Below are 24,563 nucleotides of genomic sequence, written 5' to 3'. Positions count from 1 at the left end.
CCTTGTTGAGGGAAAGGGTGCTCCGCAATCGCTCTGAGGACTTTGGGCCGCCACCTTGGATGGATGGATGGCGGGACCGGAGTCGGGGAGTGCAGCTCTTCTTACGCCGGTATGACCCGGATCAAGTTCGCGGGTCGGCACTTTGCCATCTCAGCACGCCACATGCGTGCACCCCGGAGCGGGGACTATTGTGCGGGCCGCAGCCCGGTGCGTCAACCGGGGGTCTGCAGATCGCCTTCGAGGTAGAACCAGCGCTCCCCCTCGCGCACGAAGCGGCTGCGCTCGTGCAGGCGCGTGGCGGCGCCGGTGCTGCTGCGCTGGCGGGCGACGAATTCGACCTCGGCATGGTCGGCGTCGAGCACCGAGCGCGAGCGGATGTCGAGCCCGAGCCATTTCACGCCGGGTTCGAACTCGATCGACGCCGGACGCGTCGACGCGTGCCAGGTGGCCAGCAGGTAGGGGCCGCGTTCCAGCACGAAGGCGGTATAGCGCGAGCGCATCAGCGATTCGGCGTCGGGCGCGGGCGTGCCCTCGAAATCCTCGAGGTAGCGGCCGCAGCACAGGGCATAGCCGATGGGCTTGTCTCGGCGGTCCGTGCGGCCGCAGGGGCAAGGTCCGGTGGTGGGATCGGTGGCACTCATGAAGAACGCTATTGGAACATCCTCCGGGGCCCTTCGCCGATGGGGCAAGCCCGGGGCCCGGCCGGCGGCCGTGCGAAACGCCCGGTTCAGGCCAGCGCGCGCTGGATCAGCAGCTTCTGGATGTCCGAGGTGCCTTCGTAGATCTGGCACACCCGCACGTCGCGGTAAATGCGTTCGAGCGGAAAGTCGTTCACATAGCCATAGCCGCCCAGCGTCTGGATAGCCGCACTGCACACGCGCTCGGCCATTTCGCTCGCGAACAGCTTGGCCATGGCGGCTTCCTTGAGGCAGGGCCGGCCGGCATCGCGCAGGCTCGCGGCGTGCCAGATCAGCTGGCGGGCGGCTTCGAGTTGCGTGGCGCATTCGGCCAACCTGAAACCGACGGCCTGCTGCTCGAAGATCGCCCCGCCGAAGGCCTGGCGCTCCTTGGCATAGGCCAGCGCCACGTCGAAGGCGCTGCGCGCCATGCCCACGCTCTGCGCCGCAATGCCGATGCGGCCGCCCTCGAGCGCGCCCAGCGCGATCTTGTAGCCCTCGCCCTCGGCGCCGATGAGGTTTTCAGCCGGAATGCGGCAGCCGTCGAAGTTGATCTGCGCGGTGTCGCTGCTGTGCTGGCCCAGCTTGTCCTCGAGCCGCGCCACGCTGTAGCCGGGCGCGTCGGTGGGCACGATGAAGGCGCTCATGCCGCGCTTGCCGGCGCCCTTGTCGGTCACCGCGATGACGATGGCGACCTGGCCGTTCTTGCCGCTGGTGATGAACTGCTTCACGCCGTCGATCACCCAGCCGTCGCCGTCCTTGCGCGCCGTGGTGCGCAGGCTCGAGGCGTCGCTGCCGGCCTGCGGCTCGGTGAGGCAGAAGGCGCCGAGCATCCGGCCCTGCGCCAGCGGCTCGAGCCACTGCTTCTTCTGCTGCGCGTTGCCGTAGCGCATGAGGATGGCGTTGACCGGGCAGTTGGTCACGCTGATGGCGGTGCTGGTGCCGCCGTCGCCGGCCGCGATCTCCTCGAGCACAAGCGCGAGCGTGAGGTAGTCGAGGCCCGCGCCGCCGTGTTCCTCGGGCACGCAGATGCCGTAGGCGCCGAGCGCCGCGAGGCCCTGGTGCGCCTCCTTCGGGAAGCTGTGCTCGCGGTCCCACTGGGGGGCATTGGGCCAGAGTTCGGCCTGTGAAAAATCGCGCACCGCGTCGCGGATGGCTTCCTGGTCGGCACTGAGCAGCATGGCGTTGTCTCCTGTCTTTTTTCTTGCGGGCCTGCTTACTTGCCGGCGCCCAGGTCCATGATGAGCCGTGCCGCCATGTACAGGCGCCGTGGAATGGCGCTGATGTCGACGTACTCGGCCTTGTCGCTGTGGTAGCCGAAGCCCGGCAGGCCCAGGCTCTCGATCACGGGCTTGCCCGAGAGCGCTGCGTAGGCCGCGTCGGTGCCTCCGCCGGTGCGCTCTTCCACGCCCAGCGTGCCGCCGGCCTCCTTGTAGTAGGCCACGGCCTTGTCGACCAGCTTCCTGCCGCCTTCGCCCGCATTGAAGGCCGGACGGCCGCGCGTGACCACCACCTTGACATCGGATTCGGGCAGCTTCTTCTGCTGCGCCCTTTCTTCGAGCGTCTTCATGGCGGCTTCGAAGTCCTCGTTCTGCGCGTAGCGCACGTCGGCGTTCAGCGTGGCACTGGCCGGAATGATGTTCGACACGTTGCCGGCCTTGGCCATGGTCCAGTTGAAGCGCAGGTGCCTGGCCTTGTCGTCGATGCTCATGGTGCGCAGCACGAGGTCGGACGCCTCGACCAGCGCATTCACGCCCAGGTCGGGCGCGGCGCCCGCATGCGAGGCCTTGCCGGTGATGTTGACCTGCACGTAGGCAATGCCCGAAGTGCCGAGCGAAAGCTTCTCGTCGCCCGCGCTCGTGGGTTCGAACGAGAGCACGTAGTCGGCCTGCCTGGCTTCTTCCTGGATCAGGTCGCGCGAGCCGAAGGAGCCTTTTTCCTCGTCGGTGTTGAACAGCACGGTGATGGTGCCGTAGTCGCGCACGCCGTAGTCCTTGAGCAGCTTCAGCGTGTGCAGGATGACGGCGTTGCCGCCCTTGTCGTCGGCAATGCCGGGGCCGTAGGCCTTGTTGCCTTCGATGCGGAACGGCGCCTTGGCGAGCGTGCCCTTGAGGTACACGGTGTCCATGTGGGACATCAGCAGCAGGTTCTTGCCGCCCCGGCCCTTGAGCTTGCCGACGATGTTGTCGCCCACCACGAGCCCGGCGGACTTGCTGCGCGTGACGGTGAAACCGAGATTCTTGAGTTCGCCCTCGAGGTAGTTGCCGGCGGCTGCAATGCCCTCGGCATCGCCCGTGCCGGTTTCGATGTTGACCAGCTGCTCCAGCGTCTTGAGCACCGCGGGCTGCGCGTCGGTGGCGGCCTGGAACAGCACGTTGTCGCGCTTCTGCGCCCAGCCGGCGGCTGGTGCCAGCAAGGCGGCGGCCAGCAGGGCTGCGAGCAGGGTGCGTTGAGGGAATGGGCGCATGAAGAATCTCCTGGCGTCTGCAGTATTCGTAGAGAGAAAAACCACGAAGCGCCCCGGCAAGGGGCGCTTGTGGCGGTTGTTTTTTGTTAAAGCAACTCGAGTGCCACGGCGGTGCCTTCACCCCCGCCGATGCACAGCGTGGCCACGCCGCGCTTCTTGCCGCGCGCCTTCAGCGCATGGATCAGCGTGACCATGATGCGCGCGCCGCTGGCGCCGATCGGGTGGCCCAGCGCGCAGGCGCCGCCGTTCACATTGACGATCTCGTGCGACACGTCGAGCTCGTGCATCAGCGCCATCGGCACCACGGCGAAGGCTTCGTTCACCTCCCACAGGTCCACGTCCTTGACGGTCCAGCCGGTCTTCTTGAACAGCTTGGCCACGGCGCCCACGGGGGCCGTGGAGAACCACTCGGGCTGCTGCGCATGCGTGGCATGGCCGACGATGCGTGCGATCGGCCTGGCGCCGATCTTCTTCGCGTGCGACTCGGTCATCATCACCAGCGCGGCGGCGCCGTCGTTGATCGACGAGCTCGACGCGGCGGTGATGGTGCCGTTCTCCTTCTTGAACGCGGGCTTGAGCGTGGCGATCTTGTCGAGCTTGACCTTGCCCGGGCCTTCGTCGATGGAGATGACGGTGTCGCCTCCGCGGCCCTTGATGGTGACGGGCGTGATCTCGTCCTTGAACGCGCCGGATTCGGTGGCGGCCTTGGCGCGCTGCACGCTCGCAATGGCGAAGGCGTCCTGCTGCTCGCGCGTGAACTTGTACTTGGCGGCGCAGTCTTCGCCGAAGGTGCCCATGGAGCGGCCCGGCTGGTAGGCGTCTTCGAGGCCGTCGAGCATCATGTGGTCGAAGATGCGGTCGTGGCCCATGCGGTAGCCGCCGCGGCCCTTGAGCATGAGGTAGGGCGCGTTGGTCATGCTTTCCATGCCGCCCGCCACCATCACCTCGTGCGTGCCGGCCAAGAGCAGGTCGTGCGCGAGCATTGCGGCCTTCATGGCCGAGCCGCACATCTTGCTGAGCGTGACCGCGCCCGCGCTGTCGGGCAGGCCGCCCTTGTAGGCCGCCTGGCGCGCCGGCGCCTGGCCCTGGCCGGCCATCAGGCAGTTGCCGAACAGCACCTCGCCCACGCTGTCGGGCGCAATGCCGGCGCGCTCCACGGCGGCCTTGATGGCGGCGCCGCCGAGGTCGTGCGCCGAGAGGGAAGAGAAGTCGCCCTGGAAGCTCCCCATGGGGGTGCGGGCGGCGCCGACGATGACGATGGATTCAGGCATGGTGGTCTCCTTCGGAAAGTTGGAAGAAAAAGCGGTCGCCGCGGACCGCGGGCTCAATCAGAAATGGGTCGCATGGCCTTCGTGCGGAAAGCGCTGCGACTCTTCGTACGGGAACACATCCAGCATCTGGCCGGCCCGGATGCGTTCCTTGTGGTGCTGCCAGAAGGCGGCGTCGAGCAGGTCGGCATGGTGCGCCATGAAGGCTTCGCGCACCGCGTCGTTGCCGAGCAGGAAAGGCCCGAAGGTCTCGGGGAACACGTCCTTCGGGCCCACCGAATACCAGACTTCGCCGCTCATCTCGTCTTCCTCGTTGCGCGGCGCGGGCACCTTGCGGAACTGGCAGTCGGTGATGTATTCGATCTCGTCGTAGTCGTAGAAGACCACCTTGCCGCCGCGCGTGACGCCGAAGTTCTTCCACAGCATGTCGCCCGGAAAGATGTTGGCCGCCACCATGTCCTTGATGGCGTTGCCGTACTCGACCACCGCGTGCTCGAGCTGCTCTTTCGCGCGCCTGGCATGCGCCGGGCTCTCCGGATTGGCCAGCGTGTCGAAGGCCTCCTGCAGGAAGATGTTGAGCGGGATCATGCGGCGCTCGATGTAGACGTGCTTGAGCACGAGCTCCATCTCCCCGTTGCCGTCGCGGTCGCCGATCTCGAGCTGGCTGGGGGCGAACTTGCGGATTTCCTCGATCAGCTCGGGCTCGAACCGGTCGAGCGGAAAACCCACGTCGCTGTACTCCAGCGTGTCGGCCATGCGGCCCACGCGGTCGTGCTGCTTCACGAGCATGTACTTGCCCTTGATCTGCTCGCGCGTGGTGTCCTTCTGCGGCGGATAGAAGTCCTTGATGACCTTGAACACGAACGGGAACGACGGCAGGTCGAACACCAGCATGACCATGCCCTTGATGCCGGGCGCAATGCGGAAGCGGTCGCTCGAGTAGTTCAGGTGCGAGAGGAAGTCGCGGTAGAACAGCGTCTTGCCCTGCTTGGCGAGGCCCAGCGCGTTGTAGATTTCGGCGCGCGGCTTGCGCGGCATGAGCGAGCGCAGGAACTGCACGCAGGCCGAGGGCACCTCCATGTCGACCATGAAGTAGGCGCGCGCAAAGCTGAAGAGCATCTGCAGGTCGTCCTCGCCGAAGAGCGCCGCGTCCACGTAGAACTTGCCCTGGCTGTCGTGCAGGATCGGCAGCGAGAACGGGAGCTCGACGAAGCCGTTCATGATCTTGCCCACCACATAGGCGCCCTTGTTGCGGTAGAACAGCCCCGAGAGCACCTGCAGCTGGAAGTTGGCGCGCAGCTTCACCTGGTGGAAGCGCCCCATGATGGCGTGCGCCACGCGCTCGGCGTCGCGCCGCTTGTTGGCAAAGCTGCCCTGCAGGCCGTAGTCGTCCAGCATCTGCTCGATGGTGTCGGCCAGCGTGGCATGCGAAGGGTAGTAGGGCCGGTACGTGGGCGCACCGCGCGGCTCGATGTATTCGGTGCTGATGGCCGGGCGAACGAAGATGAAGTCGTTCTGGAAATAGGCCCGGTGCAGGATCTTCGTGGTCACCGAATTGAAGAAGCTCTCGGCCAGCTCGGGCTGGTGGTGGTCCACCAGCAGGCCGATGTAGTGCAGCTTGACCTGGTGCCACACCTCCATCGGCTGGTCGCCGGCCTTGAATTCCTTCTCGAGCCGGGCCACGGCCTCGTTCACGCGCAAGTCGTAGAACTCGATGCGCTCGCGCTGCGCGCGCTGCTGGCCGTGCCAGTCGGCCGTTTCGAAGCGGTGCTTGGCGCGCGCCGACTCGGCACGGAACAGGGTGTAGTGGCGATTGAACCCGTCGATCATCGCCTTGGCGATGTCGTAGGCCAGCGGTGAATCGAGACGCTGCGGGAACATGGCAGTGCGAGTGCGGATGCTGAACGGCCGGTCAGGCCGCGGCAGGGTCGGCCGCGCCGTCGGCCTCGGGCTGCGGGGACATGGCCTGCGCCTCCTGCACCGACTGGTTCACCTGCGCGCCCTGCAGCGTCAGCGACTGGATCACCTCGCCCGGCTTGCTCCATTTGTAGCGGATGCGCTGCACCGCGGCCTTGTAGACCGCATCGAGCGGCTTCGCGCCGTCGACGTTCAGGCCCAGGTCCTGCAGCAGGCCGTCGTGCACGCCGAAGGTCCAGCCGTGGATCTGCACCTTCTGGCCGCGGCCCCAGGCATCGACCATCACGGTGCTGACGGCCACGTTGACCACCTGCTCGGCCACGTTGAGCTCGCACAGCGCATCGACGCGCACTTCTTCGGGCAGGCTCTCGAGCATCACGCTGTGGCGGTCGCGCACGTCCTGGATGTGGCGGATCCAGTTGTCGGCCAGGCCGATGCGCGCGCCGCTGAGCGCCGCCTTCACGCCGGCGCAGCCGTAGTGGCCCACCACCATGATGTGCTCGACCTTCAGGTGCTCGACCGCGAACTGGATCGCCGAGAGCGCGTTGAGGTCGGAGTGCACCACGATGTTCGCGACGTTGCGGTGCACGAACACCTCGCCCGGCTCCAGGCCGGTGATCTGGTTGGCGGGCACGCGGCTGTCGGAGCAGCCGATCCACATGTAGCGCGGCGTCTGCTGCTTCACCAGGCTGGTGAAGAAGCCGGGCCGGTCGCGTTCCATCTGTGCGGACCAGGCACGGTTGTGGGCAAACAGGTCATCAAGATTGTCGGACATGGGTGTGATTGTCGATGAGTCGTGGTTCGGTCGGGATCTCAGGCCGTCCTGGCCGCTTTCTGCGCCCTGGCCAGGGCCGCGCGGCCCTTTTTCTCGTGCTCGCGCACTTCCGCCAGGTTGGCCTGCAGCTCGGCCAGCTGCGATTCGAGCTGCGCGCGGTGCGCGCCCAGCACGCCAAGGAACTTCTGCAGCTGCGGCACGGTGTCGCGCGGGCTGTCGTACATGTCGAGAATGTCCTTGGCCTCGGTCAGGCTCAGGCCCAGGCGCTTGGCACGCAGCGTGAGCGTGAGCCGGGCCCGGTCGCGCGCGCTGTAGACGCGCTGCAGGCCGGCGCGCTCGGGCGTCAGCAGCCCCATGTCTTCATAGAAGCGGATGGCGCGCGTCGTGAGGTCGAATTCCTTCGCGAGCTGGCTGATGGTGAAGGTTTGCGCGGACATTGGACGGGGATCTGTCGAAAAGCCGTCTGGAGGGGCGTTGCGGTGGCGACAGCAGGATGGCCCCGCTCTGCCTACAATGATGCCCTCAACCCATGACGTTTACGTAAACGTCAATCTTACATGAACCTCCTCGAACGCGAACTCCACTACCCCCTGGGCGACACCCTGCCCGCTCCCGGCGAAGCACTGGAAGTCGCGCCCGGCGTGCGATGGATCCGCATGCGGCTGCCGTTCGCGCTCGACCACATCAACCTCTGGCTGCTGCGCGACAGCCTCGACGGCGTCGAGGGCTGGACCGTGGTCGACTGCTGCATCGCGCACGACGAAGCCCGCGCGCAGTGGGAGCAGGTGTTCGAAACGCAGCTGCAGGGCCTGCCGATCCTGCGCGTGATCGTCACCCACATGCACCCCGACCACATCGGCCTGGCTGAGTGGCTGTGCACGCGCTGGAACGCGCCGCTGTGGATCAGCTCGACCGACTACCACGTGGCGCGCGTGCTGAGCACCGCCGGCGACACGCTGGCGGGCGGCGACGCGGCGGCGCGCTTCTTTGCCTCGCACGGCCTGACCGACCCCGGGGCGATCGCCAAGATCCGCGCGCGCACCAGCTACTACGCCAACATGGTGCCCTCGGTGCCCGACCGCTTCACGCGCATGATGGATGGCGACACCGTGGCCATCAACGGCCATGCCTGGCGCTGCATCAGCGGCTACGGCCATGCGCCCGAGCACATCGCGCTGTACTGCGACGAACTGAAGCTGCTGCTGGGCGGCGACATGATGCTGCCGCGCATCTCGACCAACGTGAGCGTGCATGCGGGCGAGCCCGAAGCCAATTCGCTGCGGCTCTTCCTGGACAGCATCGACAAGTTCAAGGCGCTGCCGGCCGACACGCTGGGCCTGCCCTCGCACGGCAAGCCGTTCACGGGCATTCACCGCCGCGTCGACCAGCTGCAGGCGCACCACCGCGACCGCCTGGCCGAACTGCTCGAAGCCTGCACCGCGCGCCCGCTGACCGCGGCCGAGGGCCTGCCGATCCTGTTCAAGCGCGAACTCGACCTGCACCAGATGACCTTCGCGATGGGCGAGACCGTGGCCCACCTGCACCTGCTGTGGTTCGAGGGCCAGGTCCGGCGCGAGCTGGGCGAGGACGGCGTCTACCGCTTCGGACCCCGCAGCGCCACGGCCCGGGCACTTTAGACTCGGCGGATGGACACGCTGGCTGAGCTGCGCGCGGGCCGGCTGGCAGGCGCCACCAGGCTCGACCTCTCGTGCGGACTCACCGAGTTCCCGCGCGAAATATTCGACTTGGCCGATTCGCTCGAGACCCTGAACCTCTCCGGCAATGCGCTCGACGCGCTGCCCGCAGACCTCGGCCGGCTGCATCGCCTGCGCGTGCTGTTCTGCTCCGACAACCGCTTCACGCAGCTGCCCGAATCCATCGGCCAGTGCCGGGCGCTGGAGATGGTCGGGTTCAAGGCCAACCGCATCCGCACCGTGCCTGCCGCCGCGTTGCAGCTGCCGGCGCTGCGCTGGCTGATCCTGACCGACAACCAGATCGAGACAATGCCCGAGGCGCTGGGCCAGTGCACCGCCATGCAGAAGCTCATGCTCGCCGGCAATCAACTGCGTGCGCTGCCGGAATCGCTGGCGGCCTGCGGCCGGCTCGAACTGCTGCGCATTTCAGCCAACCGCTTCGGGGCGCTGCCCGCATGGCTGCTCGCGCTGCCGCGCCTGGCGTGGCTCGCGGGCGCCGGCAATCCGTTCGACATGCAGGCCGAGGAAGCGGCCATCGCCGCGCAGTCGGTGCCGCACGTCGACTGGCGCGAACTGGCGCTGGGACAGAAGCTCGGCGAAGGTGCATCGGGAGTCATCCACCAGGCGGTGCTGGGTCCTGCGTCGCAGCCGGTGGCCGTCAAGCTGTTCAAGGGCGCCGTCACCAGCGACGGCTGGCCGCACAGCGAGATGGCCGCCAGCATCGCGGCCGGCGCGCATCCGACGCTGATTGCTGCGCAAGGCCGGATCGACGGACATCCGGACGGCACCCAGGGCCTGGTCATGGCGCTGGTGGATCCGTCCTTCCGCACGCTCGCCGGCCCGCCAAGCCTCGCATCCTGCACGCGCGACGTCTATGCGGACGATGCGCAGTGGACCTCCGGCGTGGCGTTGCGCATCGCCCGCGACATCGCGTCCGCCATGCAGCACCTGCATGCGCGCGGCATCCTGCACGGCGACCTCTATGCGCACAACATCCTCTGGAATGCGCAGGGCGGCGGACTGCTCGGCGACTTCGGCGCGGCCTGGATGACGGGCGCGCTCGACGCGGCGCAGGCCCGGGCGCTGCAGCGGCTGGAGATGCGCGCCTTCGGCTGCCTGCTGGAAGAATTGCTCGAGCGCTGCAGCGATGCACCGCCGCAGGCGATGGTTGCGCTGAAGGACCGCTGCATGCAGGCCGATGTGTACGCGCGGCCCTCGTTCGCCGAGGCCGCGGCGCTGCTCGAGCGCGAGCTCTCGCCATGACGGGCCAGCGCCTGCCCCTGCCCACGCGCGACGGCGTCGGCCCGAGTTGCGTCGGCCTTCCGCAAGGCGCATGGCCCACCATCGCCGAGTTCCTGATCGAACGCTTCCCCGCGATCACGCGCGAAGCCTGGATGGCCCGCATGGAGGCCCGCGACGTGGTCGACGAGCACGGCGTGCCCGTGACCGCGCAGCGCCGCTACCAGGCACCCCTGCGCGTGTACTACTACCGCACGCTCGATGCCGAGGTGCGCATTCCCTTCGACGAGCAGGTGCTGTTCCAGGACGACCAGCTCGTGGTGGCGGACAAGCCCCCGTTCCTGCCCGTGACCCCCACCGGCAAGTACCTGCAGGAGAGCCTGCTGGTGCGGCTCAAGCGCAAGCTGAAGCTCGACGACCTGGTGCCGCTGCACCGCATCGACCGCAGCACGGCGGGGCTGGTGCTGTTCTCGGTACGCCCCGAAACGCGCGGCGCCTACCAGGCCATGTTCCCCGAGCGCCGCATCGACAAGCACTACGAGGCCGTGGTGCCGTGGCAGCCGGGCGTGTCGTCGGTGCCCGGCACCTACCGCAGCCGGCTGGTGGACGACGACCACTTCATGCGCGTGAAGGAAGAGGCCGGCGAACCCAATTCCGAAACGCACATCGCCGTGGAACAGACGGCGGGCGGCCACGCCTTGCTCAGGCTCTCGCCGGTGACCGGCCGCAAGCACCAGCTGCGGGTGCACTGCATGGCACTGGGCATGCCGATCGTCAACGATCCGTTCTACCCCACGCTGCTGCCGCCCGACAGCGACGATTTCGACAAGCCTTTGCAGCTGCTGGCCAAGTCGGTGGCGTTCCAGGACCCGGTGAGCGGCGAACTGCGCAGCTTCACGAGCCCGCGCAGCCTGGCACTGCCGCCAAGGTGACGCCCCGCGGGCACGCCGCGCACTAAGCTCGTTTCCTGAGAACTTTCATTCAGGAGACACCTGCACCATGGACACCACCCAACTCTTCTCGCTGAAGGGCCGCAGCGCCTTGATCACCGGCGGCTCGCGCGGCATCGGCCGCATGATTGCCGAGGGCTTCCTGGCCCAGGGCGCGCGCGTGTACATCTCGGCGCGCAAGGCCGCGGCCTGCGACCAGACCGCCAAGGAGCTTTCGGCCTTCGGCCATTGCGTGTCGCTGCCGGCCGACGTGTCCACGCTGGAAGGCGCGCAGGCGCTGGTCGATGCCTATGCAAAGCATGAAGACGCGCTCGACATCCTGGTCAACAACGCCGGCGCAGCCTGGGGCGCACCGTACGACGAGTTTCCCGAGAGCGGCTGGGACAAGGTGGTGGACCTGAACCTGAAGACGCCGTTCTTCTTGACGAAGGCACTGACGCCGATGCTCAAGAAGGCGGCGACCGACCACCTCGCGAAGGTGATCAACATTGCTTCGATCGACGGCATCTCGGTGAATCCGCAGGAGACGTACTCCTACGCGGCGAGCAAGGCCGGCCTGATCCAGCTCACGCGGCGCATGGCGCTGCGGCTCGCGCAGGACCGGATCGTGGTGAGCGCGATTGCACCCGGGGCGTTTGCCTCGGACATGAACAAGCTGGCGCGCGACCATGGCGACGAGGTGAAGGAGCGGATTCCCGCGGGGCGCATCGGAGTGCCGGAGGACATGGCGGGGGCGGCCATTTATCTTGCCTCCCGGGCGGGGGACTATGTGATGGGGTCTACGTTGGTGGTGGATGGGGGGGTTACGCACGCGCGGTGAGTTTTTGGTTTTTTTGAGGTCGGGGGCCGGGTCTCGCCCCGGCGGGCGAGCTACTTTCTTTTGCTTCGCCAAAAGAAAGTAGCCAAAGAAAAGGCGACCCTACTGTCTGCGTCCCTTCGCTTCGCTGCGGGCAACCTGCGGTGCTCGATTACGGCGGGGGTCCGCAGAACTCGCTTCGCTCAAACAGCTGCGGCCCTGATCCCGCCTCCATCTGCGCTCCTCGGCGCAGCCAGAAGGGGTGGGGAGAAGACAGGCCATCGCTTCGCTCGGCCGAGTCCGATCCCAACAGCCAATACCAACCACCGCAGGCGCTGCGCGCCGCGGTGGCTTGGTGGCCGAGCGAAGCAAAGGCCCGTCGGTTTGCCCTCCCCTCTGGCTGCGCCGAGGAGCGCAGCGTTTCGCGGATCAGGGCTCGCCCTTGTTTGAGCGAAGCGAGTTTGGGCGAGACCCCGCGAAACGCGAGCACCGCAGGTTGCCCGTAGCGAAGCGAAGGGTCGCAGACAGTGGGGTCGCCTTTTCTTTGCTTACTTTCTTTTGGCGAAGCAAAAGAAAGTGAGTCGCCCGCCGGGGCGAGACCCGGCCCCCGAAAACACAAGAAACAACAACCTCAAGACCACCGAGGCACAGCCTCATCCTTGAGCTGCCGCCGCAGCAGGTCATAGTCCGGCACCACGCTCTCCACCGTATCCCAGAACCGCTGCGAATGATCCATCACCCGCAGATGCGCCAGTTCGTGCGCCACCACATAGTCGATCACCGGCAGGCGAAAGTGGATCAAGCGCCAGTTCAGCCGGATCGACCCATCCGCGCTCGCGCTCCCCCAGCGCGTTGCGGCATTCGAAAGCGACAGCTTCTGCCACCGCACCCCGAGCCGAGGCGCGAAGTGGTCGAGCCGTTCGATGAAGAGCCGGCGCGCCTGCCGCATGAGCCAGGCCTGGGCGGCATCGCGGATCTGCGAGGCCTCGGCGTTCTGCGCCACGGCCAGGCGCAAAGTGCGCGGCCCGGCGCCGTCATCGCTCGCATCGAGCGTGCCGCCCACGCTTGCAAAGCCGTGCTTCGGATCGAGGCGGATCACGACCGTCTCGCCCATGAACGGAAACTCCGCGCCATCCTTCCAGTCGATGCGCGTGGCCTCGACGCGTGCGTGGCGCTGCTGCGTCTCCAGCAGCTTGCGCAGGATCCAGCCGGCCTTCTCCTGGATGGCGGCGTCGACGTCGCGCAGCGTGACCCAGCGCGGCGCGCGCACCGACAGGCCTTCGGCGCCCACCACGAAGCCGATGGTCTTGCGCTTGCCGCGCTTGAACTCGTAGGCCACGCGCGCCGATCCCAGCACCGCTTCGCGCGTGGCCTGCGGGTGCACGAAGCTCGCGAGCGCAAGCGTGTCGCGCAGCGGAACGGCGGGCTGCGCGGGACCGGCATCCCCGGCCCAGCCTTGCCGCGCATCGGCCACCGGGAGTTGGGGCACGGCCGGCGGCGCCGCTTTTTTCCTGACCTTCTTGCCGCGCGGCTCGCTCGGCTTGGCCGGCGCAAACTCGTTGCCCAGCCCTTCGAACAGGTCCATCGTGAACTGAAGCAGTCCCCGCATCTCGGGCTCTTTCTTTTTTTCTACTTCAACGCCTCTTGCGGCGCCTGCGGCAGCGGCAGGCTGTCGCGGTAGGCCTCGGGGTCGAGCCGGCGCATCTCGGATTCGATCCAGGCCTCGACCTCGCGCATCAGCTCGTCGGGCTTGCGGCCCACGCTGGAAATGGCCGGGCCGATCGACACGTCGACCACACCGGGGCGCTTGATGAACGCCTTGCGCGGCCAGACCTTGGCCGAGGTGACGGCAATGGGAATCACCGGCACGCCGGTCTCGCATGCGAGCCGCGTGCCGCCGCTCTTGTAGGTGCCCTTCTGGCCGCGCGGAATGCGGGTGCCTTCGGGAAACATGATGATCCAGATGCCCTGCGCGAGCAGCTTGCGGCCCTGGTTCACGACCTTGTTGAAGGCTTGCGCGCGCTGGCTGCGGTCGATGTGGATCATGTCGAGCCGCGCCATCGCCCAGCCGAAAAAGGGCACGTAGATCAGTTCCTTCTTGAACACGAAGGCCAGCGGATGCGGCATCAGCGTGGGCATCAGGAAGGTCTCGAAGGTCGACTGGTGCTTCACCAGCAGGACCGCGCCGGCCAGCTTGTCGGCGGGCAGGTTTTCCATGCCGGTCACGCGCGTCTGGATGCCCAGCAGCACGCGCGCGCCGCCGATGGCCCAGTTGAGCCACTGCACGGCCATCCAGTAGAGCGGGATGCCGCGCTTCCAGAGCGAACTGACGCACATGATGATGCCCCAGGGCACCACGGTGACGAGCATCCACAGGGCATGGACAACGGAACGGATCAATGCCATCAGACAGCCACCTGCAGTGCGGCCTGCGCTTCGCGCGCAAGCAGGAAGTCGACAAAGGCGGCGAGGTTCTCGTGAACCACGGTGTTCGCCGGATATTCGGGGGGCAGCGGATCGACGCCGCGGCAGGCCGCGCCCATGCCGGTGAGCAGCAGGTGCGGCTCGCAGCCGGCGGCCGCGCCGGCCTGCAGGTCGCGCAGGCTGTCGCCCGCGGTGGGCACGTCCTTCAGGTCGATGCCGTAGCGGTCGCCGATCTGGCGGAACAGGCCCGGCGCGGGCTTGCGGCAATCGCAACCCTCGTCGGGGCTGTGCGGGCAATAGAAGACCGCATCGACCCGCCCGCCCACGGCCGCAAGCATCTTGTGCATCTTGGCGTGCATGGCGTTGAGCGAGGCCATGTCGAACAGGCCCCGGCCCAGGCCCGACTGGTTGGACGCGATCACCACATGCCAGCCCGCATGGTTGAGCCGGGCCACGGCCTCGAGCGCACCGGGCAGCGGCGTCCACTCGATGTCGCTCTTGACGAAGTCTTCGCGGTGCACGTTGATCGTGCCGTTGCGGTCGAGGATGACGAGTTTCATGGAAGTGCCGCCCATGGTGAGGTCGCCGGGGGGATCAGGCAGCCAGCCGCTCGAGCTGCGCCACGCGGTTCATCGCGGCGTGCAGCGACATCAGCAGTCCGAGCCGGTTGAGGCGCAGGTCGGCCTGTTCGGCATTGACCATCACGCCGTCGAAGAAGGCATCGACCGGTTCGCGCAGCGCGGCCAGGGTCTGCAGCGAAGCGGTGTAGTCGCCGGCGTCGAACTGGGCATTGGCGGCTGGCACGACCTCGGCCATGGCGGCATGCAGCGCCTTCTCGGCAGGCTCCTTCAGCAACAGCTCGCTGACGTGCGCGTCGGCTTCGGGCGCCTTCTTGAGGATGTTGCCGATGCGCTTGTTGGCGGCGGCCAGCGCGGCGGCGGCGGGCAGCGCGGCAAAGGCGCGCACCGCCGCCAGCAGCTTGGGCACTTCGCCCAGGCGCTGTGGCCGCGGCGCCAGCACGGCGTCGACTTCCTGGGCGCTGGCGCCCTGCTCGCGCAGGCTGCCGGCCAGGCGGTCGAGGATGAAGTCCTGCAGCTCGGCCGTGGCCTTGCCGGTGTCGAAGCCCTCGATGTCCTTGAACTGCGCGGCGGCGTCCTGCAGCAGCGCGTCGAGCTTCAGCGGCAGGTCTTTCTCGATCAGCATGCGGATCACGCCAAGCGCATGGCGGCGCAGCGCGAAGGGGTCGCGGTCGCCGGTGGGCAGGTTGCCGATGCCGAACATGCCGACCAGCGTCTCGAGCTTGTCGGCCAGCGCGACCACCTGCCCCACGCTGTTGCGCGGCAGCTCGTCGCCGGCAAAGCGCGGCTTGTAGTGGTCTTCGATCGCGTCGGCCACTTCGGCAGAGAGGCCGTCGTGCAGCGCGTAGTAGCGGCCCATGGTGCCCTGCAGCTCCGGGAACTCGCCGACCATGTCGGTCACGAGGTCGGCCTTGGCCAGTTGCGCGGCCTGCACGGCATGCGCGACGAGCGCGGCGCCGCCGAGCTTTTCAGCAATGCCGCGCGCAATGCGCATCACGCGTTCGACGCGCTCGCCCTGGGTGCCGAGCTTGTTGTGGTAGACCACCTTGCCCAGCGATTCGACGCGCGAGGCCAGCGACTTCTTGCGGTCCTGGTCGAAGAAGAACTTGGCGTCGGCCAGGCGCGGGCGCACCACGCGCTCGTTGCCGCCGACCACCGCGCTCGCGTCTTCGGGGCTGATGTTGCTGACCACCAGGAACTTGTTGGTGAGCCGGTTCGAGGCGTCGAGCAGCGGAAAGTACTTCTGGTTGGCCTTCATCGTGAGGATCAGGCACTCCTGCGGCACTTCGAGGAATTCGCGCTCGAAGCTGCAGACCAGCACGTTGGGCCGCTCGACCAGCGCGGTCACTTCGTCGAGCAGCGCGTCGTCGTGGATCGGCACCACGGCGCCGCCGACTTGCACGGCCGCGGCCGCGAGCTGGCGCGCGATCTCGGTGCGGCGCGCTTCGAAGCTCGCGATGACCGCGCCCTCGTCCTGCATCTGCAGCGCATAGCTGTTGGCGTCGCGCAGCACGACCGGATCGACGGCCGCCTCGAAGCGGTGGCCGTGGGTTTCGCGGCCGGCCTTCAGGCCGAGCGCCTCGACCGGCACCACGGCGTCGCCATGCAGCGCCACCAGGCCATGCGCGGGGCGCACGAAGCTCACGCTGCTCCAGCCGGGCAGCTCGCAGCCGCTTTCGAGCTGGTAGCTCATCACCTTGGGAATCGGCAGCTTGGCAATGGCTTCGGCCAACGCCTTCTGCAGGCCTTCGGCCAGCGTTGCGCCCTTGGCGGTGCTTTCGTAGAACAGCGCTTCGGCCTTGCCGTCCATCGCGCGCTTGAGGCCGGGCACGGCCGAGGCGTCTGCGCCCAGCGCGGCCAGGCGCTTGAGCAGCGCGGGCGTGGGCTGGCCCGAGGCGTCGAGCCCCACGGCCACGGGCATGAGCTTTTGCGACACGGCCTTGTCGGCGGCGCGCTCGGCCACGTGCGTGAGGTGCGCAGCCAGGCGGCGCGGCGACGCATAGGCTGTGAGCACCGAGGCGGGCTCGGCAAGCCCCTGGGCCACGAGCTGGTCGCGCAGCACGCCGGCGAAGGCGTCGCCGAGTTTCTTCAGCGCCTTGGGCGGCAGCTCTTCGACGAAGAGTTCGACCAACAGGTTCTTTTGCACGCTCGTCATCGCTCAGGCCGCCTTCTTCGTGATTTGTGCAACCCACTCGCGAGGCGCCATCGGAAAACCGAGCCGCTCGCGGCTCTCGTAATAACTCTGCGCCACGCTGCGCGCGAGGTTGCGGATGCGGCCGATGTAGGCCGCGCGCTCGGTCACGCTGATGGCGCCGCGCGCGTCGAGCAGGTTGAAGCTGTGCGCGGCCTTGAGCACCTGCTCGTAGGCCGGCAGCGCGAGCTGCTCGGTCATGAGGTGCCTGGCCTGCTTCTCGTGCGCCGCGAAGGCGGTGAACAGGAACTCGGCGTCGCTGTGCTCGAAGTTGTAGGTCGACTGCTCGACCTCGTTCTGCTTGTAGACGTCGCCGTAGCTCAGGCCCTCGGTCCAGGTCAGGTTGTAGACGTTGTCCACGCCCTGCAGGTACATGGCCAACCGCTCCAGGCCGTAGGTGATCTCGCCGGTGATCGGCTTGCAGTCGATGCCGCCGACCTGCTGGAAGTAAGTGAACTGCGTCACCTCCATGCCGTTGAGCCAGACTTCCCAGCCCAGTCCCCAGGCGCCGAGCGTCGGGTTCTCCCAGTCGTCTTCCACGAAGCGGATGTCGTTCTTCTTGAGGTCGAAGCCCAGCGCTTCGAGGCTGCCGAGGTAGAGCTCCAGGATGTTGCTGGGCGCCGGCTTGAGCACCACCTGGTACTGGTAATAGTGCTGCAGGCGGTTGGGGTTCTCGCCGTAGCGGCCGTCCTTGGGACGGCGGCTGGGCTGCACGTAAGCGGCCTTCCAGGGCTCGGGACCGAGCGCGCGCAGGAAGGTGGCGGTGTGCGAAGTGCCCGCCCCCACTTCCATGTCGTAGGGTTGCAGCAGCGCACAGCCCTTGTCGGCCCAGTACGACTGCAGTTTGAGAATGATTTGCTGGAAGGTCAACATGAAGCAGGCCGGCGTGACCGGGCGTTGGACGGTAGCGCGATGAAGCACCGCGAAAGCAGACGATTTTACGGGCGGAGGGCCGCTCTCCCACAGCAAGCCGGGATGCCGGCCGCCTGCGCGGGCCGGCCGGCCGTGCGACAACCGCAGGGCGGGGGCGCGCACCGCGCTTTACCCAGCCGTTCCCACCCTCCCGCGCCCGAACTTTCGCAGCCCGCCGGGCTCTTCCCCTCCTTTTTTCCGGTTTCCATCGACATGCAGCCGTCTCCCCTCGGTCCGAGCTCCCCCTTGTTCGTCGTTCTCAACGCCGGCTCCGGCAGCGCGGACGCCGCCGAAACCCGCGAAATCATCGAGCAGGGCTGCGCCGCGGCGGGCCGCAGGCTGCGCATCTTCCTGGTCGACGAACGCACGACGGTGCAGGCGCTGGCGCGCGAGGCGGTGGAGCGCGCCCGCGCCGTGGACGGCGTGGTGGTGGCCGCGGGCGGCGACGGCACCATCAACACGGTGGCGCGGGCCACGCTCGGCAGCGGGCTGGCCTTCGGCGTGCTGCCGCAGGGCACCTTCAACTATTTCAGCCGCGCCCACGGCATTCCGCGCGATACGGCGCAGGCGCTGCAGGTGCTTTTGGCCGAGCAGCCGCGGCCGGTGCAGGTGGGGCTGGTCAATGACCGCATCTTCCTGGTGAATGCCAGCATGGGCCTGTATGCCGAACTGCTGGAAGAACGCGAGAGCTACAAGGTGCGCTATGGCCGCAGCCGTTGGGTCGCGTTCTTCGCCGGCCTGCTCACCGTGATGCGCGGCCACCGGCACTGGAACCTGCGCATCGCCTCGCACGGGGTGGAGCGCGACATCCGCACGACGACCCTTTTCGTGGGCAACAACCCACTGCAGCTGCTGCAGGTGGGCATCGAGCACGCCGATGCACCCGAGAACGGCCAGCTGGCCGCCGTGGCGCTGAAACCGGTGGGCGTGCTGGCCATGCCCGGCCTGCTGGTGCGCGGCGCGCTCGGCCGGCTGGGCAGCGCCGACGAGGTGCTGAGCTTCCCCTTCGAGTCGATGACGGTGAAGGCCGGCCGCCTGCATCCGCCGCGCCGCGTGAAGGTGGCCATTGACGGCGAGATCGCCTGGGCCGAGATGCCGCTGCTGTTCCGGGTTTCGCCCGAGCCGCTGTGGCTGGTGCGGCCCGACGTCGCGCCCGAGCTGGAGGCCGCGAAGCAATGAGCTGCCTGCTGCAGATCTCCGACACGCATTTCGGTACCGAGCAGCCCGAGGTGATGGCCGCGCTCGAGCGGCTCGCGCGGGCCCTGGCGCCGCAGGTGGTGGTGCTCTCGGGCGACATCACGCAGCGCGCCACGCGCAAGCAGTTCGCGGCGGCGCGCGCCTTCGTCGACCGACTGGCCGCGCCGGCCGTGCTGGCCATTCCGGGCAACCACGACATTCCGCTGTTCCAGCTGGGGGCGCGCCTGTTCTCGCCTTATGCGCGCTACGCCCAAGCCTTCGGCACCGACCTGGAGCCGGTGTTCGAATCCGCCGACTGGCTGGTGGTGGCGGTCAACACCACGCGCTGGTGGCGGCATGCGGACGGCGAAGTCTCGCCGGCCCAGATCGAGCGGGTGGCGGCGCGGCTGGCGGGCGCCTCGCCTTCGCAATTGCGCGTGGTGGTCACGCACCAGCCGGTGATGGTGACGCGGCAGGAAGACATGCCGAACCGGCTGCACGGGCGCGAAGCCGCCGTCGCGCGCTGGTGCGCGGCCGGCGCCGACCTGATCCTGGGCGGCCACATCCACCTGCCGTTCGTGCGTTCGCTGCACGGCGCGTACGCCGGCTGCCCGCGCACCGCATGGGCGGTGCAGGCCGGCACGGCCGTGTCGTCGCGCGTGCGCGCGGGCCACCCCAACTCGGTGAACGTGCTGCGCCTGGGCGCGCCGGAAGATGGCCGCGCGTGCCAGGCCGAGCGCTGGGACCATTCGGCCGCCGACAAGTCCTTCGTGTGCGCCAAGGTTTTGCAGCTTCCCCTTGCCAGCGCCGGGGCGCCCGCTTAGGGTGCGCCGCATGCCGATGGAAGCCCCCGATCTCGTTCTTCTCGCCCGCCAGCTGGGCGAGCATTCACTGGCCTGGTTCGCAGGCGCCTTCGCCGTCTCGGTGCTCGGCGCCGGCACGGCCTGCCGGGTGCTGCAGCGGCGGCGCATCAGAAGGTCGTCGAGCGAAGAGCCCGACGAACCGCGGCTGGCCGCCGGGCTGGCCATCGGCTTCCTGTCGATCCTCGGGGCGGCCAGCCTGGTGGCATATCTCGCATCGAAGCTCGGCGACGGGCGCCTGCTGGGCCTGGCCGACCAGGCGCTGGCCGATGCCATCGGCGAGCACCTGCCGTGGGCGGCGCTGGTGGCTTTCAGCTGGCTCACGCACCTGGGCGATGCCGAACTGCTGGCGCCGGTGTGCCTGGTGGTGGCCCTGCTGCTGTGGCGCAGGGCCCACCATGGCCTGGCACTGGGCTGGGTCATGGCGCTCGGCGGCATCGTGCTGCTGAACCCGGCGCTCAAGCGCATCTTCGCGCGCGCACGGCCGCTGCACGACCACGGCCTGGCGCTGGAGACGAGCTACAGCTTCCCGAGCGGCCACAGCGCGGGCGCGATCGTGAGCTACGGCATGCTGTTGTATTTGGCCCTGCGCCTGCTGCCGGCGCGCTGGCACGTGCCGGCGGCGATGGCGGCCGCGGCGGCCATCGTCACCATCGCGTGCAGCCGCATCTTCCTGCAGGTGCATTTCGCCAGCGACGTGGCGGCCGGCCTGCTGACCGGCCTCGCCTGGCTGCTCGTGTGCGTGAGCAGCCTCGAATACGCGCGGCACCGAAAGCGCCGGCGCGTCCGCCCCTGAGAAGCATCGATCGAGGAAGTCTTCGCCAGGAACACCGTGGAACCGGCTTTGCCGGGCCGCCGGTGTTGCCCCCTCGAGGGGGAAGCGGCTACACGAAGTGAGCCGCATCGGGGGTGGGTCAAGAACACCGTGGAACCGGCTTTGCCGGGCCGCCGGTGTTGCCCCCTCGAGGGGGAGGCGGCTACACGAAGTGAGCCGCATCGGGGGTGCGTCAATACTCCCAGAAGATGCGCTGGAGTTCCTTGGTGTCGGAGGTCTTGGTCAAGGCCACCATCGCCAGGATGCGCGCCTTCTGCGGACGCAGGTCGTGCGCCACCACCCAGTCGTACTTGTCGTCGGGCTGCTCGGCATTGCGGATCACGAAGCCGTCGGGCACGCGCGAGCTGCGGATGATGATTGCGCCGTCGGTGCGCGCCTTCTGCAGGTTGGGCACGATCCGGTTGGCCACCGAGCCGTTGCCCGTGCCGCCATGGATGATCGCCTTCACGCCGCTCTTGGCCAGTGCGTCGATGGCGATGGACGAAACGCCCTCGTAGCCCATCGCAATCTCCACCGGCGGCAGCGCATTGATGCTGTCGATGTCGAACTCCGAGTTCATGGTGTGGCGCTTGACCGGCGCGCGGAACCAGTAGTTCTTGCCCTCGACCACCATGCCGAGCGGGCCCCACTGGCTCGAGAAGGCACTGGTCTTGATGTTGACGTTCTTGCTCACGTCGCGGCCGCTGTCGATGTTGTCGTTCATCGTCACGAGCACGCCCTTGCCCGCCGCGTCCTTGCTGCCGGCCACGCTCACGGCGTCGTACAGGTTGAGCGCGCCGTCGGCCGACAGGGCCGTGCCCGGGCGCATCGAGCCGACCACGACGATCGGCTTGCTGGTGTGCACGGTGAGCGTCAGGAAGTAGGCGGTTTCTTCCAGCGTGTCGGTGCCGTGGGTGATGACGATGCCGTCGACGTCCGCCTGCTTCGACAGCGCCGAGACGCGCTTGGCGAGCGTCAGCAGGTTGTCGTTGGTGAGGCTTTCGGAAGCGACCTGGAACACCTGCTCGCCGCGCACGTTGGCGATCTTGGAGAGCTCGGGCAGGCCGGCGATCAGCTTTTCGACGCCGACCTTGGCCGCCGCGTAGGTGGCGCTGTTGACGGCCGAGGCACCGGCACCCGCAATGGTGCCGCCGGTGGCCAGGATCACCACATTGGGCAGCGCCTGCTGGGCTTGCGCCAGGGCGCTGGCTGCGAGCAGCGCGGCGCCGGCCGCGAAGGCGCGGAAACGGGGGGAAAGGTACATGAAGGAACTCCTTTGTTGGAACGCGAATTTCTGGAAGCGGCGAGAAGATACATGAACCGTGCCCGCATGCCCTGCGCTTCCATGCCGGCATGGCATGCGGCCATGCGCCAAGGATTACCATCGCCGGGCGCACCGCCGCAAAACCCGCCATCCCATGAACGCCGATCCCGCCGCCCTGTCCCCAAGCACCGCCCAGGAAATGCCCGCCCCCGACGGCCCGCTGTCGCGCGCGCGGCCGGGGCGCGAGCGCATCATGGCGGCGATCCGCACCGCGGCCGTGGCCGAGTTCAGCCTGCATGGCCTGAAGGGCACCTCCACCCAGGCCATCGCCGCGCGCGCCGGCCTCACCAAGCCCCAGCTGCACTACTACATCGCCGGCAAGGAAGAGCTCTACGAGGAGCTGCTGATGCAGGTGCTGCATGCCTGGAAGGTGGTGTTCTCGTTCGAGGACGCCAGCGACCCGGCCACCGTGCTGGGCGACTACATCCGCAAGAAGCTCGACCACGCCTTCGACAATCCCGAGATCTCGCGCATCTTCACGCGCGAAGTGCTCGACGGCGGCCGCAACCTCGACCGCTACTGGCCCAACGCGCAGGCCTGGACGCAGAAAAAGGTCGACATCATCAACGGCTGGATCGCGCGCGGGCAGATGCGCCCGCTCGATGCGCGCCTGCTGCTGATGCACATCTGGGCCATGACCCAGAGCTACGCCGACTACGCGATCCAGACGCGCGTGATGCTCGGCCTGCCGCCCGATGCGCCGATCGACCGCGAGCCGATTGCGCGCGAGCTCGTGGCCTTCGTGCTGGCCGGCTGCGGCATCGGCAGCCCGGCCTCGCCGCAGGCCTTCATCAGATCATGCTGACCCGGCCGGTCGCCAGGTCGTAGATTCCGCCGACGATCTTGACCGCGCCGCTGGAGGCCATGCCCCCGAGGACGGGCGCCGACGTGGCCAGGCGCGCCACGCTCTGGCGCACGTTCTGCTCGGTGGCCGCTTGCAGCAGCGAGGCGGGCTCGCGGCGCGACGCGGCCTCCACGGCGGGCCGGATCGACGCCACCAGCCCGGGCAGGTGCCCCGGCAGCACGGCGTTTTCCTGCAGCACCTTGATGGTGGCCGAGATGGCGCCGCAGTTGCTGTGGCCGAGCACCATGATGAGCGGCACGTCGAGGAACTTGGCCGCGTATTCCATGCTGGCGATGGCATCGTCGTTGACGAAGTTGCCGGCCAGCCGCACCACGAAGAGATCGCCCGGGCCCTGGTCGAAGGCCAGTTCCGGCGCCACGCGCGAATCCGCGCAGGCGAGGATCGCGGCGAACGGCTTCTGGCCCGAGGTGCGCGCCACGCGGCCGACACTGAAATCGCGCTGCGTCTGCCGGCCCTGCGCATAGCGCAGATTGCCCTGCACCAACCGCTGGAGCGCGGCATCGCCGCCGATGCGGTTGTCGGGCAGCGGCGTGTCGGCCGCGAATGCATCGGCGCCGGACGCCAGGGCGGCGAAAGCGGCCGCGCCGCCCAGCAGCCGGCGGCGCGAGGTTGCCGGCACCGCGGCGGAAGGTAGGCAATCACACATGGGGAACTCCGTTCTTGGTGGGTGTTGAGCTCGCCGGTCGCCCGGCAGGAAGGCCGGGGCTTTCGCACAGGCGCACGAATTGTTACGCTCTGTATCGAGAACAACAAAGTCCAAACATTGCATGGATTTCCTGCCGCCGCCCGAGCTGGCGATTCCGATCTCCTACGAGGCCCGCGCCAACGCCGTGGCGCTCTATTGCGATGCGATCGTGCGCATGCACTGGGGCGAACGGCTCATCAACAAGATCTTCGGCCGCGCCATGCAGTCGCACGCCGCGGGCCGCATCGTGGTGCAGCACTACCGCTGGAAGGAAGAAGGCGCCGAGCGCCCCACGCTGGCGCTGCTGCAGCGCCACGCGAGCCGCGGCACGCGCACGCTGGCCAGCTTTGTCGCCGTGCTGCGGCTCACGGGCATGGTGACGGCCGAGGCCGATCCCGCCGACCGCCGCGTGCGCTACCTGGTGCCGCAGGAGCGGCTGGTTGCCGGCCTGCGCGCCTGGATCGCGCACCACCTGCGCTGCTGCGAGGCGCTCGGCCTGCTGGGCGCCGGCCATGCCGGCAGGCTCATGGACGACGACGCCTTTTTCTCGGCCTTCGTGAGCCGCGCCGGCACCATCCTGGACCAGGTGGCGCTGCACCGCGGCCGCTTCGGCGGCTGGAGCTGGTTCGACGAGCGCGACGGGGGCGGCCGGGTCGCGATGCTGCTGCTGCGCGACCATTTCAAGGCCAACCCGGTGGCAGGCTCGCCCCCGGCGGCCTTCCCGCTGCGCGCCCGCGAACTCGCCGAGGGACTGGGCTTGTCGCACTCGCACGTGCGCGGCCTGCTGAAGGAGGCGACGGAGGCGGGCCACCTGGCGCATGACGCGGGGCGCGCGCAGGTGCGGCTCACGCCGCGCTTCCTGGACGAAGCGACGAGCTGGCTGCTGCACTTCCTGTCGTGGTTCGCCGATGCCGCGCATGCGGCGCGGCGGGCCGGCTGAGGCCGCACCCG

The 24,563-nt window shown here is 68.3% G+C and carries 23 protein-coding genes and 1 riboswitch; of the genes, 9 read left to right on the top strand and 14 right to left on the bottom strand.

The window, feature by feature from the left end:
• Positions 1–81 precede the first annotated feature (81 nt).
• A riboswitch (TPP riboswitch) is annotated at positions 82–186 on the bottom strand.
• 26 nt (positions 187–212) lie between these two features.
• From FB547_RS04375 to FB547_RS04345, 7 genes are all read right to left on the bottom strand, one after another.
• Complete coding sequence (locus FB547_RS04375; protein ID WP_145739932.1) at positions 213–641, bottom strand: YchJ family protein; 429 nt, start codon at positions 639–641, stop codon at positions 213–215.
• An 86-nt stretch (positions 642–727) separates the two neighbouring features.
• Positions 728–1,858, bottom strand: coding sequence for an acyl-CoA dehydrogenase family protein (locus tag FB547_RS04370; protein ID WP_145739930.1), 1,131 nt, complete (start codon positions 1,856–1,858; stop codon positions 728–730).
• A 35-nt stretch (positions 1,859–1,893) separates the two neighbouring features.
• Positions 1,894–3,144: a glutamate carboxypeptidase gene (locus FB547_RS04365; RefSeq protein WP_145739928.1), complete on the bottom strand. Its 1,251-nt coding sequence runs from the start codon at positions 3,142–3,144 to the stop codon at positions 1,894–1,896.
• A gap of 86 nt (positions 3,145–3,230) precedes the next feature.
• Positions 3,231–4,415 carry an acetyl-CoA C-acyltransferase gene (locus FB547_RS04360; protein WP_145739926.1) on the bottom strand — a complete coding sequence of 395 codons (1,185 nt, stop codon included), beginning with the start codon at positions 4,413–4,415 and terminating at the stop codon, positions 3,231–3,233.
• Positions 4,416–4,472: 57 nt separating this feature from the next.
• The gene (aceK, locus tag FB547_RS04355) at positions 4,473–6,293 is read right to left on the bottom strand and encodes a bifunctional isocitrate dehydrogenase kinase/phosphatase (RefSeq protein WP_145739925.1); all 1,821 of its coding nucleotides are present in this window, start codon (positions 6,291–6,293) and stop codon (positions 4,473–4,475) included.
• Positions 6,294–6,324: 31 nt separating this feature from the next.
• Positions 6,325–7,104: a carbonate dehydratase gene (can, locus tag FB547_RS04350; RefSeq protein ID WP_145739922.1), complete on the bottom strand. Its 780-nt coding sequence runs from the start codon at positions 7,102–7,104 to the stop codon at positions 6,325–6,327.
• 38 nt (positions 7,105–7,142) lie between these two features.
• Positions 7,143–7,541 (bottom strand): MerR family transcriptional regulator, encoded by a 399-nt coding sequence (locus tag FB547_RS04345; RefSeq protein WP_145739920.1) that lies wholly within the window; start codon positions 7,539–7,541, stop codon positions 7,143–7,145.
• A 120-nt stretch (positions 7,542–7,661) separates the two neighbouring features.
• Between FB547_RS04345 and FB547_RS04340 the strand changes: the two genes are divergently transcribed.
• The 4 genes from FB547_RS04340 to FB547_RS04325 all read left to right on the top strand — a co-directional run bounded on the left by FB547_RS04340 (position 7,662) and on the right by FB547_RS04325 (position 11,807).
• Entirely contained in the window at positions 7,662–8,741 is a 1,080-nt protein-coding gene (locus FB547_RS04340) for an MBL fold metallo-hydrolase (protein ID WP_145739918.1), read from the top strand.
• Between the two features lie 9 nt (positions 8,742–8,750).
• A complete protein-coding gene (locus FB547_RS04335; protein WP_145739916.1) occupies positions 8,751–10,061 on the top strand; it encodes a leucine-rich repeat-containing protein kinase family protein in 1,311 nt (436 codons plus the stop codon).
• Entirely contained in the window at positions 10,058–10,969 is a 912-nt protein-coding gene (locus FB547_RS04330; RefSeq protein WP_145739914.1) for a pseudouridine synthase, read from the top strand. The genes FB547_RS04335 and FB547_RS04330 overlap by 4 nt, the downstream gene beginning before the upstream one ends.
• A gap of 67 nt (positions 10,970–11,036) precedes the next feature.
• Complete coding sequence (locus tag FB547_RS04325) at positions 11,037–11,807, top strand: SDR family oxidoreductase (RefSeq protein WP_145739913.1); 771 nt, start codon at positions 11,037–11,039, stop codon at positions 11,805–11,807.
• Positions 11,808–12,414: 607 nt separating this feature from the next.
• Here FB547_RS04325 and FB547_RS04315 read toward each other — a convergent pair.
• Genes FB547_RS04315 through glyQ form a run of 5 tightly spaced genes read right to left on the bottom strand, consistent with a single transcriptional unit; the run spans position 12,415 to position 17,849 of the window.
• Positions 12,415–13,392, bottom strand: a complete 978-nt coding sequence (locus tag FB547_RS04315) for a M48 family metallopeptidase (protein WP_370878931.1) — start codon at positions 13,390–13,392, stop codon at positions 12,415–12,417.
• 20 nt (positions 13,393–13,412) lie between these two features.
• The gene (locus FB547_RS04310; RefSeq protein WP_145739911.1) at positions 13,413–14,189 is read right to left on the bottom strand and encodes a lysophospholipid acyltransferase family protein; all 777 of its coding nucleotides are present in this window, start codon (positions 14,187–14,189) and stop codon (positions 13,413–13,415) included.
• Positions 14,189–14,782 (bottom strand): D-glycero-beta-D-manno-heptose 1,7-bisphosphate 7-phosphatase, encoded by a 594-nt coding sequence (gene gmhB / locus FB547_RS04305; protein ID WP_145739909.1) that lies wholly within the window; start codon positions 14,780–14,782, stop codon positions 14,189–14,191. The genes FB547_RS04310 and gmhB overlap by 1 nt, the downstream gene beginning before the upstream one ends.
• A gap of 19 nt (positions 14,783–14,801) precedes the next feature.
• Entirely contained in the window at positions 14,802–16,940 is a 2,139-nt protein-coding gene (gene glyS, locus FB547_RS04300; RefSeq protein WP_145739907.1) for a glycine--tRNA ligase subunit beta, read from the bottom strand.
• Between the two features lie 3 nt (positions 16,941–16,943).
• The gene (glyQ, locus tag FB547_RS04295) at positions 16,944–17,849 is read right to left on the bottom strand and encodes a glycine--tRNA ligase subunit alpha (RefSeq protein WP_021012613.1); all 906 of its coding nucleotides are present in this window, start codon (positions 17,847–17,849) and stop codon (positions 16,944–16,946) included.
• A 252-nt stretch (positions 17,850–18,101) separates the two neighbouring features.
• On the opposite strand from glyQ, the gene FB547_RS04290 reads away from it, so the two are divergent.
• The 3 genes from FB547_RS04290 to FB547_RS04280 are packed head-to-tail and all read left to right on the top strand — an operon-like array spanning position 18,102 to position 20,720.
• A complete protein-coding gene (locus tag FB547_RS04290) occupies positions 18,102–19,067 on the top strand; it encodes a diacylglycerol/lipid kinase family protein (protein ID WP_145739905.1) in 966 nt (321 codons plus the stop codon).
• On the top strand, positions 19,064–19,888 hold the full coding sequence (locus FB547_RS04285; RefSeq protein ID WP_145739904.1) for a metallophosphoesterase family protein: 825 nt from the start codon (positions 19,064–19,066) through the stop codon (positions 19,886–19,888). The genes FB547_RS04290 and FB547_RS04285 overlap by 4 nt, the downstream gene beginning before the upstream one ends.
• 10 nt (positions 19,889–19,898) lie before the next feature.
• Positions 19,899–20,720: a phosphatase PAP2 family protein gene (locus FB547_RS04280; RefSeq protein WP_145739902.1), complete on the top strand. Its 822-nt coding sequence runs from the start codon at positions 19,899–19,901 to the stop codon at positions 20,718–20,720.
• 211 nt (positions 20,721–20,931) lie between these two features.
• Here the strand turns inward: FB547_RS04280 and FB547_RS04275 are convergent, their stop codons facing one another.
• Complete coding sequence (locus tag FB547_RS04275; RefSeq protein ID WP_145739900.1) at positions 20,932–22,002, bottom strand: asparaginase; 1,071 nt, start codon at positions 22,000–22,002, stop codon at positions 20,932–20,934.
• A 154-nt stretch (positions 22,003–22,156) separates the two neighbouring features.
• Here FB547_RS04275 and FB547_RS04270 point away from each other — a divergent pair, with 154 nt between their 5' ends.
• Entirely contained in the window at positions 22,157–22,867 is a 711-nt protein-coding gene (locus tag FB547_RS04270) for a TetR family transcriptional regulator C-terminal domain-containing protein (RefSeq protein WP_186454105.1), read from the top strand.
• Here FB547_RS04270 and FB547_RS04265 read toward each other — a convergent pair.
• A complete protein-coding gene (locus tag FB547_RS04265; protein ID WP_145739898.1) occupies positions 22,854–23,573 on the bottom strand; it encodes a carbonic anhydrase in 720 nt (239 codons plus the stop codon). The genes FB547_RS04270 and FB547_RS04265 overlap by 14 nt on opposite strands.
• A gap of 121 nt (positions 23,574–23,694) precedes the next feature.
• On the opposite strand from FB547_RS04265, the gene FB547_RS04260 reads away from it, so the two are divergent.
• The gene (locus FB547_RS04260) at positions 23,695–24,552 is read left to right on the top strand and encodes a hypothetical protein (RefSeq protein WP_145739896.1); all 858 of its coding nucleotides are present in this window, start codon (positions 23,695–23,697) and stop codon (positions 24,550–24,552) included.
• The last annotated feature ends 11 nt before the right edge of the window (positions 24,553–24,563 follow it).

Origin of the sequence: Variovorax beijingensis (assembly GCF_007828835.1) — a bacterium.
GTDB lineage: Bacteria > Pseudomonadota > Gammaproteobacteria > Burkholderiales > Burkholderiaceae_C > Variovorax > Variovorax beijingensis_A.
The sequence above is the reverse complement of the archived record's forward strand: the minus strand, read 5'-3'. Positions and strand labels throughout refer to the sequence as shown.

Excerpts from the sequence above, each read along its gene's own strand:
- FB547_RS04370 (WP_145739930.1), bottom strand. The coding sequence starts at position 1,858 with ATGCTGCTCAGTGCCGACCAGGAAGCCATCCGCGACGCGGTGCGCGAT.
- FB547_RS04345 (WP_145739920.1), bottom strand. The coding sequence starts at position 7,541 with ATGTCCGCGCAAACCTTCACCATCAGCCAGCTCGCGAAGGAATTCGAC.
- FB547_RS04340 (WP_145739918.1), top strand. The coding sequence starts at position 7,662 with ATGAACCTCCTCGAACGCGAACTCCACTACCCCCTGGGCGACACCCTG.
- FB547_RS04360 (WP_145739926.1), bottom strand. The coding sequence starts at position 4,415 with ATGCCTGAATCCATCGTCATCGTCGGCGCCGCCCGCACCCCCATGGGG.
- glyQ (WP_021012613.1), bottom strand. The coding sequence starts at position 17,849 with ATGTTGACCTTCCAGCAAATCATTCTCAAACTGCAGTCGTACTGGGCC.
- FB547_RS04260 (WP_145739896.1), top strand. The coding sequence starts at position 23,695 with ATGGATTTCCTGCCGCCGCCCGAGCTGGCGATTCCGATCTCCTACGAG.
- FB547_RS04365 (WP_145739928.1), bottom strand. The coding sequence starts at position 3,144 with ATGCGCCCATTCCCTCAACGCACCCTGCTCGCAGCCCTGCTGGCCGCC.
- aceK (WP_145739925.1), bottom strand. The coding sequence starts at position 6,293 with ATGTTCCCGCAGCGTCTCGATTCACCGCTGGCCTACGACATCGCCAAG.
- can (WP_145739922.1), bottom strand. The coding sequence starts at position 7,104 with ATGTCCGACAATCTTGATGACCTGTTTGCCCACAACCGTGCCTGGTCC.
- FB547_RS04265 (WP_145739898.1), bottom strand. The coding sequence starts at position 23,573 with ATGTGTGATTGCCTACCTTCCGCCGCGGTGCCGGCAACCTCGCGCCGC.
- FB547_RS04315 (WP_370878931.1), bottom strand. The coding sequence starts at position 13,392 with ATGCGGGGACTGCTTCAGTTCACGATGGACCTGTTCGAAGGGCTGGGC.
- FB547_RS04270 (WP_186454105.1), top strand. The coding sequence starts at position 22,157 with ATGAACGCCGATCCCGCCGCCCTGTCCCCAAGCACCGCCCAGGAAATG.
- FB547_RS04325 (WP_145739913.1), top strand. The coding sequence starts at position 11,037 with ATGGACACCACCCAACTCTTCTCGCTGAAGGGCCGCAGCGCCTTGATC.
- gmhB (WP_145739909.1), bottom strand. The coding sequence starts at position 14,782 with ATGGGCGGCACTTCCATGAAACTCGTCATCCTCGACCGCAACGGCACG.
- FB547_RS04280 (WP_145739902.1), top strand. The coding sequence starts at position 19,899 with ATGCCGATGGAAGCCCCCGATCTCGTTCTTCTCGCCCGCCAGCTGGGC.
- FB547_RS04330 (WP_145739914.1), top strand. The coding sequence starts at position 10,058 with ATGACGGGCCAGCGCCTGCCCCTGCCCACGCGCGACGGCGTCGGCCCG.
- glyS (WP_145739907.1), bottom strand. The coding sequence starts at position 16,940 with ATGACGAGCGTGCAAAAGAACCTGTTGGTCGAACTCTTCGTCGAAGAG.
- FB547_RS04285 (WP_145739904.1), top strand. The coding sequence starts at position 19,064 with ATGAGCTGCCTGCTGCAGATCTCCGACACGCATTTCGGTACCGAGCAG.
- FB547_RS04290 (WP_145739905.1), top strand. The coding sequence starts at position 18,102 with ATGCAGCCGTCTCCCCTCGGTCCGAGCTCCCCCTTGTTCGTCGTTCTC.
- FB547_RS04275 (WP_145739900.1), bottom strand. The coding sequence starts at position 22,002 with ATGTACCTTTCCCCCCGTTTCCGCGCCTTCGCGGCCGGCGCCGCGCTG.
- FB547_RS04375 (WP_145739932.1), bottom strand. The coding sequence starts at position 641 with ATGAGTGCCACCGATCCCACCACCGGACCTTGCCCCTGCGGCCGCACG.
- FB547_RS04310 (WP_145739911.1), bottom strand. The coding sequence starts at position 14,189 with ATGGCATTGATCCGTTCCGTTGTCCATGCCCTGTGGATGCTCGTCACC.
- FB547_RS04335 (WP_145739916.1), top strand. The coding sequence starts at position 8,751 with ATGGACACGCTGGCTGAGCTGCGCGCGGGCCGGCTGGCAGGCGCCACC.